Here is a 13,956-nt window from a genome sequence, read left to right as displayed (position 1 = left end):
ATGACTATTGACAATTTACTAATGACTATTTATTAGGCAGTAGCTTCTAGAGCTTCATCCTCTTCCCGATCTTCTGGATCTACTTGTCTCAAACGAATGTGCTTCTTACCTAAAGTAATAAGAAACTCATCTCCTGGTTTGAGATTCATCTGTTTTGTATAAGCCGAACCTATAAGCAAGTTGCCATTAGATTGCACGCTAATCCTATAGCTAGCACTACGTCCACCGCGCCCATTAGCACTTGGTGTACTGTCTAACTGAATGCCTTCGGCATCGATTAGGGCATTTAAGAACTTCATCATATTGACGCGCTCTATACCATTTTTGGTAACGGTATAGTAGCCGCACTTCTTGGCTTTGTCTTCCTTGCTCTCGTTCTCTAGCTCTTTGACTTTTCTGAGCAGTTCTTCGCCGACTAGGGGTTCAATTTTTTTCTGTTTAGGCATCAACTTAGGTCGAAAACGAATGTTTGAAGTGTTTGAATCGATTTTATTTTAGCTGAGGTTGAGCTAATAGGAAGATAATCCTTTAGTTTTTATCTCAACATAGCCAAGTATATTACACTAAAAGCCAGAATTGTTATGCGATTACTAAATATTTTCCCAACAATTTATTTTATAGAATGCTGGCAATGCTGATAACTATATATATGTAGTTTGTGAATTACTGCTAAACTATATTTGTTTAAGTTTTCTAAACTAACCTATTATAGGTTGACTAGTTGCTGAAAATCATAACTGACTCAGACAATGATAAGCAAAACTGATCCTTAGTCATTGGTCATTGGTCATTGGTCATTAGTCATTAGTCATTAGTCATAGATCTAAATAAATGACAAAACGCAAAGTCTCTTGGGTTCGCGTAGCGTCTCGAAGAGAGATTTCCGACCATCAAAACTTTGTAAGAGAGGACATGACAAAGGACAACTGACAGAGGACAAACAACAATGAAACTAACTACCAGAGGACATTACAGTGTGAAGGCGTTGCTAGATTTGAGTTTACAGCCAAAATATGGCCCTGTATCTGTAAAAGCGATCGCCAAACGCCAAGATATCCCAGCTCCTTACCTCGAAAAACTACTAATAGAAATGCGTCGTGCTGGGTTAGTGAATTCAATTCGTGGTAGCATCGGCGGATACCAATTGGCAAGAGAACCCATACAAATATCTATAGGACAAATTTTAGAAGCAGTGGGCGAGAGCATTACTCATTTACCCTATGGCACTCCAGCACCAACACAAGCTGAAGATTGGGTAACATTTACCCTTTGGCAAAGACTTAATCAAAAGCTCAAAGAAGCTTTGTACAGTATTACTCTGGCAGACCTTTATTACGATGCTCGTAGTTGGCAAGCTTCCCTTGGAGAAGAAGCAAGTTTTGTGGTTTAGTTATTAGGCATAGGGCATTGGGCATAGGGCATTGGCCAAACAGGGCATTGATTATTGTTAACTAACAAATGACTAATGACATCCGCTGTTGTTTTAATCATTGCGGCATTTTTAGATTACTTAATTGGCGATCCTTGGGGTTGGCCTCATCCCGTACAATTTATGGGATGGGTAATTTCTCGGTTAAGCAAATTTTTTCTGCATCTGTGTCAAAATTCTCTAACACAACGCCTAGCTGGAATTTTACTAGGCATTATTCTCATAATTGGTAGCGGTATTGTTGGTTTTTTTCTGATTCAAAGTGCCAAATGGGTGCATCCGCTGTTGGGAATTGCTTTAGAAAGTATTCTTTTGGCTAGTTGTTTTGCTGCGAGGAGTTTGCGAACAGCAGCAGTAGCTGTTTTACAACCTTTAACGGCAGGAGATTTAGAACAAGCGCGTCAGATTTTAAGTAATTATGTTGGTCGAGATACACAAAATCTTTCAGAAACAGAAATTTTGCGAGCTATTTTAGAAACGGTCACTGAAAATGCTACTGATGGGGTAATGGCTCCACTTTTTTATGCAATTATTGGTGTCTTTGTGCCATTTGTGGGGCCAATTCCGTTAGCTTTAGCATACAAAGCCAGCAGTACCCTTGATTCAATGGTAGGTTATCGGGAAGCACCTTATACTTATTTGGGATGGTTTAGTGCCAGGTTGGAAGATTGTTTAACTTGGCTACCTTGTCGGTTAACAGTTATTACCCTTGCGCTGTTATCGGGGAGGCCGATGTATGTTTGGCGAATTTGTAGCCGGGATGCAATTAACGATCCTAGTCCCAATTCTGGTTGGAGTGAGTGCGCCTACGCTGCGATTTTAGGTGTACAAATGGGTGGTAAAAATTGGTATCGTGGGGTAGCTAAATATAAACCATTACTAGGAGATGCTATTTATCTCATCACCCCGAATTCTATTTACAATGCTTTGCAACTGACTCGATATTGTTTTTTATTATGGTTAGGGATAGCGATCGCTATCATCTTAATTAGGGCATGGGGCATGGGAGATGGGGCATAGGGCATAGGGAAGAGTGGGAGCGGCGGGAAGCTTTTTCATAATCTCCCAACACTCCCCCATCTCCTCATCTCTTCATCTCTTCATCCTCATGCTCAATGCCCAATGCCCAATGCCCAATGCCCAATGCCCTATTCCCCAAAGATAGCTATGTCTGCAAAAGTAGTTGAGATCCTTTCATCAGAAGAAATTCGCCGTACTTTGACTCGCCTTGCATCTCAAATTGTAGAAAGGTCGCGCGATTTATCCCAATTGGTGCTTCTCGGTATATATACTAGGGGTGCGTTATTAGCCGAATTGTTGGCGCGTCAGATTGAAACCCTTGAAGGTGTACCTGTTTCCGTCGGCGCTTTGGATATTACATTTTATCGAGATGACCTTGACAAAATTGGTTTGCGAACTCCTGCTAAAAGCGATATTCCTTTTGACCTGACGGGGAAAACCGTTGTTCTGGTGGATGACGTAATTTTCAAAGGACGGACAATTCGTGCGGCTTTGAATGCTGTAAATGAGTACGGAAGACCGGAGGTAATTCGTTTGGCTGTGTTGGTAGACAGGGGTCATCGTGAGTTACCAATTCACCCAGATTTTATTGGTAAGCAGCTGCCTACCGCTAAAGAAGAAATTGTCAAAGTTTACTTACAAGATTGTGATGGAAGAGATGCAGTAGAGTTGATGGGAGATTAGTTATTTGTCATTGGTCATTTGTCATTTGTCATTTGTCATTAGTTAGGGAACTCTAAAAAATAAATTATTCCAATTTCTGGACTCAACGCGACTGTTCCTTTCCTCTGCCTCCTGCCCCCCTGCCCTAAATGCGATGGAATATTTTTTTAGTTGGAAGTCCCTTATTTCTACCCCTGCTTCCCCTGCTTCCCCTTGTCCCTATCTCCTAATCCCTCACACCTCACCGCAAAATTGGGCTACCGTGATGATGAACTAAATACCACTTACCGCCCAAAAGCTGAAATACATTTGTAGCTGTTGATTGTGCTTCGAGTCTTCTCGAACCTACGACTTGAAAGACATTTTCTATCAGCACAACATAAGCGATATTATCAGTTACTTCTGTAGCAATTACATCTGTGCTGATTTCGATATAAGCAGTGTTTTTAAATATCTGCTCCCAAGAGGCGCGAATCTCTTTCCAACCTCGTAACACTCTACTTCCAGGATGAATACAAAAACTACCAGTTCCCTGTGACCATATTGCACTCATCGCCTCAATATCTTTTCTTTCAAAAGCTCGATAAAAAGCTGTATTAGCGGCTAAAACTTCATCTTTGGTCATGGGATTTAAATAGTTAGGAGTTAGGAGTTGAGAGTTAGAAGGTGTTGAAAAGTTGTGAGTGGTAAAATTACGTGAATTCGATGTATAGCATTTTGACTTCATTCCCAGCTGTTTGAACCGTTTGAGAACTTATTTCTCCCTGGAACGTTCGCCGATATTAGCTGCTGTGAACATTTATGCGTTCATGCTATGTTTTTTATAACCCAATACGGTTCAGTTGAGGACTAATTATACAAATTATGGGTTTTCGAGACGCGATGCCAGTCGCTACAACGGGGGGAACCCCAACGCGAGTTGTTCATGGGGGAAACCCCCAAGACCATACTCGCTCCGCAACGCGCTGACTCATAAATCGCCGTCTCTACAAGTATTTTGGTCTTATCTGAACTCTATTTTTTATAACCAATCATCTCGAAATCTGTATCTAACACATTTTACAAGGATTGGAATTTGATTAACTCCTAATTCTCAATTCTTAACTCCTAACTTTTAACTCCTAACTCTTAACTCTCAACTCCTAACTTTTTTTAACTGTACTAATAGTTTGTAATAATTGATTAGCTGTATAAGGCTTAGACAAAAAGGCTTTGATTCCTATATCATAAGCAGCATCAATTTTATCTGCTGAACTCAATCCGCTGACGGCGATAATTTTGACATCTGGATTAATTTTTCGCAGGGTGCGGATGGTAGTTAGTCCATCCATAGATGGCATAAGCATATCAGTTAATACAAGAGATATTTTGTCTCGGTATTCTGCATATAAGGCTATAGCTTCGATACCATCGCTGGCTGTAATTGCTTTATAGTTATGACTTTCTAAAGATGTTTTTGTCACATCTCGAATGGCTGCTTCGTCATCGACAACTAAAATTAATTCTCCCTGACCTGGAGGTAATTCTTGGTGTTGTTCTTCTATAGTCTCCGTTGCATCTTGGGCTGGCAAATATACCTGAAATTGGCTGCCTTTGCCGGTTTCACTGTATACGTTGATAAAACCGCCGTGGCTTTTAATAATACCAAGCACTGTAGACAAACCAAGACCAGTTCCTTTGCCAACTTCTTTAGTAGTAAAAAATGGCTCAAATATCCGATCTAATATTTCTGTTTGAATACCAATTCCCCCATCAGCAACGCTAATCACAACGTGATGGCCAACTTTAGCATCAATATGCATTTTGGTAAAATTTTCATCAACGAAAAGGTTTTCTGCAGAGATTTTTAAAGCTCCGCCATTTGGCATTGCGTCACGAGCATTGACACACAGATTCATCAGTACTTGATGCAGTTGCGTAGCATCGCCAGATACAGTCCAAAGATTTGGGGAAATTTGGGTAAAAACTTCTATGGATTTGGGAAAAGTTTCTTTAATAATTTGCTGAATTTCTATTATTAAATGCTTTAATTGTAAGATTGTGCGATCGCCTTCCAGCCCACGGGTAAAAGATAATACTTGCTTGACTAAATTTGCCCCACGTTTAGCGTTAGCAATCAATATTGGCAGCAGTCGCCGAGAACGCTCATCATTGACTTGTGCCTCTAACAGCTGGGCTGTCATCAAAATCGGCGCTAGAACGTTATTCAAATCGTGGGCGATACCACTGGCTAAGGTACCAATGCTTTCTAATCGTTGGGCGCGAAGAAATTGGGCTTCTAGTTGTTTTTTCTGGGTGATATCAGTATTTACGACGAGGATAGTTTGTGTTTTTTTACTGAATTCTTGCACTAATGTCCAACGACTTTCAACAATAATTTCTTTACCTGATTTTGTTTTTTGATGTAGCTCTCCTTCCCAAGAACCATTTTTCATCAAAATACTGAGTGCTTCTTGAACTTGACACAGATGTTTTTCTTGCCAGAGAATTCGTGTCTTTTTATTGATGGCTTCTTCTTTTTTCCAGCCGTACAGTTGCTCGGCAGCTTTGTTCCAAAATAAAATTTTATCGTCTAAATCGCGGACAAAAATTGCATCGGTGGCAACATCGAGTAAAGCAGCTTGTTCGCGAATTTTCTGTTCTGTTTGTTTGCGTTCAATGGCGTAGCGGATGGAACGCTCTAACAAAGGTGCCGTCAATTGGCTTTTTTCCAAATAATCTGCGGCTCCAGCTTTCATGGCTTCTAAATCTATTTCCCAATCGCCCTGACCGGTGAGTAAAATTATCGGAGAAGAACAGCCGTTGGCAATGGCTTCGCGCAATAGTTCTAGTCCATTGTGCGGCCCCAAACGGTAGTCTACAAGATAAATGTCATGTTGGTGTAGAGCAATCGCACTTTTGGCTGCTTCATAATTATCCACCCATTGCAGTTCGCACTTTGCTACCTGGAATTCGCTAAACCAATAACGAGTCAAAATATAATCATCTTCATCATCATCAACGAACAGAACTTTGATGGGGCTGCTGTCCATGTTTGTCTCCCATTACTTCTGTTGGCAGTTTTACAGTTTCAAACCAGTATTTTCCTAGAGTTTTCATTACCTCTACTAAAGAAGCAAAAGTCACTGGCTTAATGATGAAGGAGTTTGCACCCAAGTCGTAGGTATGATATACATCTTCTTGGTCGCTCGATGTTGATAGCATAACAACAGGAATTCGCCGCAGCTGTGGGTCAGTTTTTATTTCTTTGAGCGCCTCAAAACCGTCTTTTTTCGGCATATTCAAATCTAATAAAATTAACCCTGGAGGCGGTTTACCGCTGTTGCTAGCATATCGACCGCGGTGGTATAAATAGTCCATCAAGTCTTCACCATTGCTAACGAAGTACAGATCGATTGACAATTGACTTTCTGCCAATGCCTCCCGAACCAACATTTTGTCGTCTTCGTCATCATCAGCCATTAAAATTGTGACGTTTGTTTCTCGACCCTTCACTATGCATCGTCTCCTTTGCATTGGTTTATTAGTATGAATCAAGTTATTAACTTGGCACAGATGGCAACTCGCACATTGACAAAAATAAGCAAATATGCAATTTATATATTGAGCTATGAAAGCTTCATTTTTTAACAACAAGCTGGATGTTGCAGTGGTAGTAGAAAACTGAAAACGACTGAATCTTATTAATAGTTAACATAATGGCTAATCTATACAATCAATAAGTCCTAGAAATTAGAGGTCACAATTGTACAATTAAGCTAATTTTTGGGTCTGGTCTTAATCCCTCTCTAGGAAGAAAAATTAAGCCAGAGAATCAACCGACAATGTGACAAAAAACTTCGATCCTTTCCCTGGTGTACTTTGGGCTGCGATCGCTCCATGATGGCGCTCGGTAATTTTCCGACAGATAGCTAAACCTATACCAGTCCCTTCGTATTCAGTATTAGTGTGTAAACGTTGAAAAACGTTGAAAATGCGATCGAGATACTTTTCTTCAAAACCAATACCATTATCTTCTATAACTATTTCGCAAAGGTCAGAACTGTTACACAGTTTATTTGTTTGATTGTTTAAAATGCTGCCAGAAATTTTGATTACAGGCGGTACATCTCGGCGGTGGAATTTGAGAGCGTTACCGATGAGATTTTGCAGCAATTGGCGCATTTGTAGGGGATCGGCTTTGATAGTGGGTAACTCTCCGATTTCCACAGTTGCCTTAGTTTGCTGGACATAGATTTCTAAATCAGACAATACTTCTTGGGCGATCTTTGCCAGATTTACCGATACAAAAGGCTGGGCCCTGGTAGTAACCCGTGAAAGTGTCAGCAAGTCTTCAATTAATGTCTGCATTCTGTTAGCAGCATTCTGCATCCGTTCTAAATAATCGCGCCCCTGTTCGGCCAAGATGTCGCCATAGGTAACTTTGAGGCGATCGCCAAAGGTTTTAATCTTACGCAGTGGTTCTTGCAAATCGTGGGAGGCGACAAATGCAAATTGCTGCAATTCTTGATTGGAACGGGCGAGTTCTTGCCGTTGGCGAATTTCTTGTTCTAGAATTTGGCTCTGAGCTAAAGCAATACCGATTTGATCTGCTAGTTGTTGCAAAAGCTCAACTTCCCAGCTAGTCCACTCGCGGGGATGGGCGCACTGATGGGCAATTAACAGCCCCCAGAGTTCATTTTTCAACAAAATCGGGACTATAAGGTTGGCTTTGATGGCGAATCGTTCCAGCAATTCCATATAGTCAGGTTGGATATCCGCTTCCCTGATGTCCCTAATGGAACTAATTCCCCCTTGGCGGTAATGCTCGATGTAATTGTCACGAAAGCAAGAGTCAGCAATTTCCTGCCCCATAACAATAGGCAAACCAGGAACTACTGCTTCTTGAACCGCTAAAAAAGAGCCATCTGGCTGTACGCGCAAAATTAATACTCGATCGGCAAGCACTAGCTTTTGCACTTCTATAACGCTCGTTTGCAGAATTTCATGGATTTGTAAAGATTGACGAATTTTGAAGGTGATATTAGCGAATAGTTGCGATCGCATATTTTGGCGTTGTAATTCTGCTTGCACGCGATTGCGTTCGCGCAGGGCGGCTTGGCGTTCGGTAATATCCATCATTGCCCCCATTATTCGCACTGGCTTACCTGTTTGGTCGCGGACTACGTAACCGCGATCGAACACGTAGGCGTAGGAACCGTTACTGCGGCGAAAGCGGTATTCATTTGACCAGAACTTTTCACCGCTCTCGATTAAAGCACGCGCTTGGCGAGCAATTCTGTGTCTATCGTCTGGATGGATATGTTCGCTCCACCAATCAGCAGTAAAACTTATTTGCTCAAGGGAGTAACCAAACAATGTTTGTAAAGCTTGATTCCACCATACCTTATTAGTCAGCAAATCCCAGTCCCATAACACATCGTTGGTAGCACGGGCGACTATTTGGAAACGTTCTTCGCTTTGACGCAATTGTTCTTCTGCTAATTTACGTTCGGTGATATCCGTTTGACAACTAGTCATCCGCACTACATTACCATCTTCGTCCCAGATTGCCTGACCGCGATTCAAAACCCATTTGTAAGTGCCATCTTTACACTGAATTCGATGTTCGCTGATGAAAAACGGAGTAATCTGAGCAAAATGATCGGCGATCGCTTGTCTGACAAATGCTTTATCATCTGGATGTACTCGTGTTGCCCATTCATCTAATTCATCGGCAATTTCGTCTTCTTCATAACTAAGCATTTCCTTCCAACGAGTTGAAAAAAATACTCGATCGTTTTGAACGTTCCAGTCCCAAATACCATCATTAGTACCCCGCACCACTAACTGACAGCGTTCTTGGCTTTCTTTGAGGGCGTTTTCCACCCGCTGACGCTCAATGGCAGCCGCGAGAACATTAGCAACAGATTGGAGAAAGTAAATTTCATCTTTGGTGAAAGTCTGGTGTCTGATTGTGTGTGCCCCTAAGACACCGAAAGGACGCTCTTTGCCATGAATCACCACGCTAATTCCGCTCACTACTTGATGGTCGAATAGTAGTTGCGGCCCATTAAATCGCGTTTCGCTTCGGAGGTCATTGACAATCACCGGGCCGCTAGAAAGTAAGGTATACCCCGCTTGCGAATTCATCAATGCGCTGACGGTGGCCTTTCCCACCAAACCAGGCTGCCAACCTACTCCAGCCCTTAGCAGTAATGCATTACCATTTGGCAGTAGTTCTAAAACTTTACAATACTCAACTTTTAGGCATTGGGCAACGATGCTCACGCATAAGTTCATCAGTGTAGTTAAGTCTGTAACAGCTAGGGCTATTTGGCTGAGTTCTGCCACCATTGCTTGCTGGTTAGCATGAACTTCTAGTGCTTCCTCTACTTGCTTGCGCTTGGTGATATCTACGTCTATTGCAGACATTCCCACAGCCACACCTAACGCATCCCGGCAGACAATTCCTTTGCTTGCTAAATGGCGAATGCTACCATCGAGCAAAATCACTCGAAATTCGATATCATATCCTACCTCATTTTTTATAGCTTGCTGGTGCGATCGCCTCACAAAATCGCGGTCTTGGGGATGAACGCGGTTAACAAAAGTATCGTAGGTGTCGTTAGAAGTCCCTCTTTCCGAGCCAAAAGCTGTTTCTAGGTTACCTGAATAACTAATTTCGTTAGTTAAAAGATCCCAGTTCCAAATGCTCATGCCAGCAGACTCTAATGCTAATACCAGCTGCGCTTCCCGCAGTTGTGCCTGGGCAGTTTGTTCTTGTAATTGCTGCTTATTACGATGAGCTTCTAGAAGACGGCGCAATCTTTGACGTAATATCGGCCATTGAATCGGCTTAGTAATAAAATCACTTGCACCCACAGCAAAAGCTTCTTCCACGGTTGCCGGGTCATCAAAAGCGGTAACTATTAATACTGGTGCCTTTTTGTCATCGGAGAGTGCTTGCAGTTGAGCGCAACAGCTAAAACCATCCATTTCTGGCATTATGGCATCTAACAGGACTAGATCTGGGTGTAGACGAGTATAGGTAGCGATCGCCTCTAAACCGTTACTCGCTTCTACTACCTGATACCCTGCTTGTTTCAATAGCTCACACAGATACATTCGCGTTAAACGATCGTCGTCTACAACCAAAATCAGGTTAGTCATTTGTCTTTGTTATTTGTCAAAGAATTTTCAGGGATAATTTTGGCGAATTAGGCGCACAGCTTTGCTACCCTACCAAGGTATTTATATCAACCTGAAAGTGAAACAGTATAAAAGTGTAAAAGGGAACAGAGAACTTAAAATAAGTATTACGCATATTGCAGTGTAACACTTCACTAACGCCCACGAGTAATTGGAATTTACCATCCAATTAGTAGAGGACTTAGACTATTTAATTTTGTTAGAAGAAAATAGATTCTTTCTCCCTGTTCCGTTCTTGGTGAAAACACGGTCTAGACCTTATTGTACTGAGTACAATTATTAATTTCTCAATCTGTGACTCTTACAATCCCCGCTCCCGACTCAAAAGTCCTTTGCGATCGCGGTTTTGGGCTGGCCTGAAACTAATGTTATGAAATCTTGACATTTTTGCCTGAAAATCAGCCGCTCCTCATGCAAATGTCATAAAATCATAACATTGCGATCCCACAAGGGCTGATAAATTCGTGGAATAGCCAAAAAATCTGCTCAAACCCCTTGATCCCTAGATATGCTTAGTGGTTAATATTGACTTAACAAATACAGATCCTCCGATCCCAAAGAAATGCTAATTTCGGCATAGCTAAAGGAATTGATAGGAAACGACTTCAATTTAAAAACAGACTAAAAACTTAAAAACTGGGCAAAACCAGGAGTCAGGAATAAGAAATTCATCTGGAGTGGATGACATTTTATATCGCATTCTTTAACCAGGGAAAATCATTTACCGCTTAAACTACTGGAGGCCAAAATTAATGGCAAAAGAACGCCCGCCACTAGAGGAGATGACCTTACGGCAACTACGTAAAGTCGCCAGCGAATATAGCATCTCTCGCTATAGCCGAATGCGTAAATCCCAACTGCTGGCATCAATTCAAGAAGTCCAGCGCAGCAAAATTTCGCTCAGTCCATCTCGTTCATTGGAGGCACAGGAAACCGTGGAAGCAGCTAAGTTTGAATTAGGTCAGGAAGATCGAACTGGTGGATCTCTTGCTGATGTTGATGAAGGACTCCCAGATCTGCCTTCTGGTTATGGTGAAAGCCGGATTGTACTCTTACCCCGCGATCCTCAATGGGCTTACACTTACTGGGATGTTCCCAATGAACACAAAGAAGAACTGCGCCGCCAAGGGGGACAACAACTGGCACTGCGGATTTATGACGTTACCGACATCAATATCGATTTTCAAAGTCCCCACAGCATTCAAGAATATCCTGCTGACGAACTAGCAAGAGAATGGTATTTACCAATTCCAGTCAGCGATCGCGATTATGTCATTGATATTGGCTATCGTGCTACTGATGGTCGTTGGTTGGTACTCGCTCGTTCCGCCAGAGTACATATTCCTCCCGTATATCCTTCTGACTGGATTGAAGATGTCTTCATCACCGTCAACTTTGAAGAAAATTTACGCGGCACAACTCAATACGAACTGGTTCCACCCGCTAAGAAAGTTGCGACTGCTGCAAATGGTGTAAATGGCGGTAACCCCATCTACGACCAAATCTTTGGTTTAGCCGAATCTGCCGAAGCACAACGCGTTGCTGGTTCTCTGTTTGGCTCCATGCAACAAGCTGGTTCAGTACGCCACGAACAAGCTATCAGTTCCTACATATTCCCCTCTGGTGTAGGTATGTGGGCTGTTCCCACCACATCTGGTTTAACCATGTCCGGTGTGGGAATGTCGGGTGTAGGCTTCTCAGCTTCCGCCGTACCAGTGCGTCCGCGCAAGTTCTGGTTAATAGCCGATGCTGAATTGATCGTTTACGGTGCAACCGAACCCGATGCTACCGTAACCATTGGCGGCCGTCCAATTCAACTGAATCCAGATGGTACATTCCGCTTCCAGATGTCCTTCCAAGATGGTTTAATTGACTATCCAATTGTGGCTGTGGCTGCTGATGGCGAGCAAACTCGCTCAATTCAAATGAAATTCAATCGTGAAACACCATCCCGGAACACTAACACCAAAGAAGAAGCCGTTTTAGAGTGGTTTTCTTAAGTTTTAGTTCTCAGATTAACTCCAGACTGAAATTTTAAATTATTCCCCGCTATAGTAATTCTGTAGCGGGTTTTTTGTACGATCATGTTAAAAAAAAATTTACTTTTGTTATTTATAGCGATCGCTGCTGCCAGTTTTTTATCAGGCTGTCAAAAAATTGCAGCTAATTCAGTTCCAAAAGCCTCTAAAATTTGTCCTGGCAAAAATCCCAAATTCAGTATTGATTTTTTTAAAACTAATAATCAAGGGCAGAAAAATTCCAAAGGTATTAACCACGTAATTATTTTTAATCCTCAATCGCCAGAATTAGATTTTAAAGTTAATCTTGGTTTATCTCATAAACTCTACGCCAAAGATACTCAAGGAAAATTACGAAAAGAATATGTAGCAAAACAATTTCGCGAACTCATAGTTGGCGATAATGCTAAATTAAATGGACAGCTACCCATTGCGGCAATTAACGCCGACTATATAGATACCGCCGATAAACCACAAGGCTTAAATATTTCTCGTGGCGTAGAATATTCAGGAGCATTTAAAAATAAACGTTCTTCCTTTGGTATATCAGGAGGTTCGCCCACGCAGCGGCAAGCTACTATCCAAGCTGGTAGAAGAAACAGCGAAGTTCTCAATTACAATTTAGTAGGAGGAAATGGTAGATTTTATCGCCAGGGTAAATTTAAAGATATTTGTCAAGATTTGGGAGAATTTGCTTGTAAAAGTGCAACTAATCGGTCTATGGCAGCTATTACTAATCAAGGATATGTAATACTATTAGTAAATGACGCGAAAGCTAATTCCGAGATAGAACTATCTAACATTAATCAAGAATTACTACCAGATAAATTTGATAATGTCTTGCAGGGCATTGCTAACAACAACTGTTTGGGGAAGATTCAAGAAGGAATTTTATTTGATGGAGGTATGTCCCCAGGATTGTATTACAACCAAAAAATCTATGTAGAAAATTATGGGCCGATTGGTTCAGTTTTTTTGATTTATAAAAAATAAAAAAAATTACAACTTGCTCTAAAAAATACATATGACACCTGAAGAAATTACGGCTAGTTTAACAGAATTATTTGGCACAAATGTTAGTGCAATCGCTCCTGATTCCTGGGAAGTAAACACTTATAGTTTTCAACTCTTAGTGCTATTGTCCAAAGATAATACTTGGCTGCGAGTTTTGCTACCAATATTACCATTACAAGAAGCCCAACCTTTTTTGGCAGAATTTTTGTCAGCTAACTTTGATGAAACCCAGGAAGTGCGGTATGCTTTGCATGATGGGCAAATTTGGGCAGTGTTTCACCATAACATTACCACTTTGGTAAAAGTAGATTTTGAAAGAGCGATCGCTCGACTAGTTTCTCTACATGAAATAGGTATAGATAATGCCTTCAATCGGTTAGTTGAAACCCGCATCCGCCAAGTTATCAAAGCAGCAAAACTGCAAGGACAATCTTTGCAAGCTACCATCCAAAACTTAGAACGCTTTTATGCAGAAGGAATCATGGGCGAAATCGACCAAACCGCCCAAGCCCAAGAACAAACCCTAGCTGCTTGGCGGCGTCAGTTAGAACGCTTATGGGACGAGGTATAAATTTGAATAAGAATTCAGAATTCAGGAGTCAGAATTCAGAATTGATGAAA

11 protein-coding genes are annotated in these 13,956 nt (G+C 41.5%); 6 read left to right on the top strand and 5 right to left on the bottom strand.

What is annotated here, in order from left to right:
• Window positions 1-32: 32 nt before the first annotated feature.
• Window positions 33-446, bottom strand: a complete 414-nt coding sequence (locus tag NSTC745_RS15615) for an AbrB family transcriptional regulator (protein WP_096539146.1) — start codon at window positions 444-446, stop codon at window positions 33-35.
• Window positions 447-946: 500 nt separating this feature from the next.
• Here NSTC745_RS15615 and NSTC745_RS15610 point away from each other — a divergent pair, with 500 nt between their 5' ends.
• The 3 genes from NSTC745_RS15610 to pyrR all read left to right on the top strand — a co-directional run bounded on the left by NSTC745_RS15610 (window position 947) and on the right by pyrR (window position 3,133).
• Window positions 947-1,390 carry an Rrf2 family transcriptional regulator gene (locus NSTC745_RS15610; RefSeq protein ID WP_096539147.1) on the top strand — a complete coding sequence of 148 codons (444 nt, stop codon included), beginning with the start codon at window positions 947-949 and terminating at the stop codon, window positions 1,388-1,390.
• 75 nt (window positions 1,391-1,465) lie between these two features.
• The gene (gene cbiB, locus NSTC745_RS15605) at window positions 1,466-2,449 is read left to right on the top strand and encodes an adenosylcobinamide-phosphate synthase CbiB (RefSeq protein ID WP_445637944.1); all 984 of its coding nucleotides are present in this window, start codon (window positions 1,466-1,468) and stop codon (window positions 2,447-2,449) included.
• Window positions 2,450-2,590: 141 nt separating this feature from the next.
• Window positions 2,591-3,133, top strand: a complete 543-nt coding sequence (pyrR, locus tag NSTC745_RS15600; protein ID WP_445638617.1) for a bifunctional pyr operon transcriptional regulator/uracil phosphoribosyltransferase PyrR — start codon at window positions 2,591-2,593, stop codon at window positions 3,131-3,133.
• Window positions 3,134-3,353: 220 nt separating this feature from the next.
• Here the strand turns inward: pyrR and NSTC745_RS15595 are convergent, their stop codons facing one another.
• From NSTC745_RS15595 to NSTC745_RS15580, 4 genes are all read right to left on the bottom strand, one after another.
• Window positions 3,354-3,839: a nuclear transport factor 2 family protein gene (locus NSTC745_RS15595; RefSeq protein ID WP_445637943.1), complete on the bottom strand. Its 486-nt coding sequence runs from the start codon at window positions 3,837-3,839 to the stop codon at window positions 3,354-3,356.
• A 415-nt stretch (window positions 3,840-4,254) separates the two neighbouring features.
• Window positions 4,255-6,144, bottom strand: a complete 1,890-nt coding sequence (locus NSTC745_RS15590; RefSeq protein WP_445637942.1) for a response regulator — start codon at window positions 6,142-6,144, stop codon at window positions 4,255-4,257.
• Window positions 6,110-6,607, bottom strand: coding sequence for a response regulator (locus tag NSTC745_RS15585; RefSeq protein WP_445637941.1), 498 nt, complete (start codon window positions 6,605-6,607; stop codon window positions 6,110-6,112). Before NSTC745_RS15585 ends, NSTC745_RS15590 begins: the two co-directional genes overlap by 35 nt.
• A 306-nt stretch (window positions 6,608-6,913) precedes the next feature.
• Complete coding sequence (locus tag NSTC745_RS15580) at window positions 6,914-10,264, bottom strand: PAS domain-containing protein (protein ID WP_445637940.1); 3,351 nt, start codon at window positions 10,262-10,264, stop codon at window positions 6,914-6,916.
• A gap of 791 nt (window positions 10,265-11,055) precedes the next feature.
• Between NSTC745_RS15580 and NSTC745_RS15575 the strand changes: the two genes are divergently transcribed.
• The 3 genes from NSTC745_RS15575 (at window position 11,056) to NSTC745_RS15565 (ending at window position 13,906) form a co-directional block, all read left to right on the top strand.
• Window positions 11,056-12,303 carry a DUF4912 domain-containing protein gene (locus NSTC745_RS15575; protein ID WP_445637939.1) on the top strand — a complete coding sequence of 416 codons (1,248 nt, stop codon included), beginning with the start codon at window positions 11,056-11,058 and terminating at the stop codon, window positions 12,301-12,303.
• An 84-nt stretch (window positions 12,304-12,387) separates the two neighbouring features.
• Window positions 12,388-13,314 carry a phosphodiester glycosidase family protein gene (locus NSTC745_RS15570; RefSeq protein ID WP_445637938.1) on the top strand — a complete coding sequence of 309 codons (927 nt, stop codon included), beginning with the start codon at window positions 12,388-12,390 and terminating at the stop codon, window positions 13,312-13,314.
• A gap of 31 nt (window positions 13,315-13,345) precedes the next feature.
• Complete coding sequence (locus NSTC745_RS15565; RefSeq protein WP_445637937.1) at window positions 13,346-13,906, top strand: hypothetical protein; 561 nt, start codon at window positions 13,346-13,348, stop codon at window positions 13,904-13,906.
• Window positions 13,907-13,956: the final 50 nt, after the last annotated feature.

Source organism: Nostoc sp. DSM 114161, from assembly GCF_052692665.1.
Note: the sequence above shows the minus strand (reverse complement) of the source record. Positions and strands in the feature narration are given on the sequence as shown.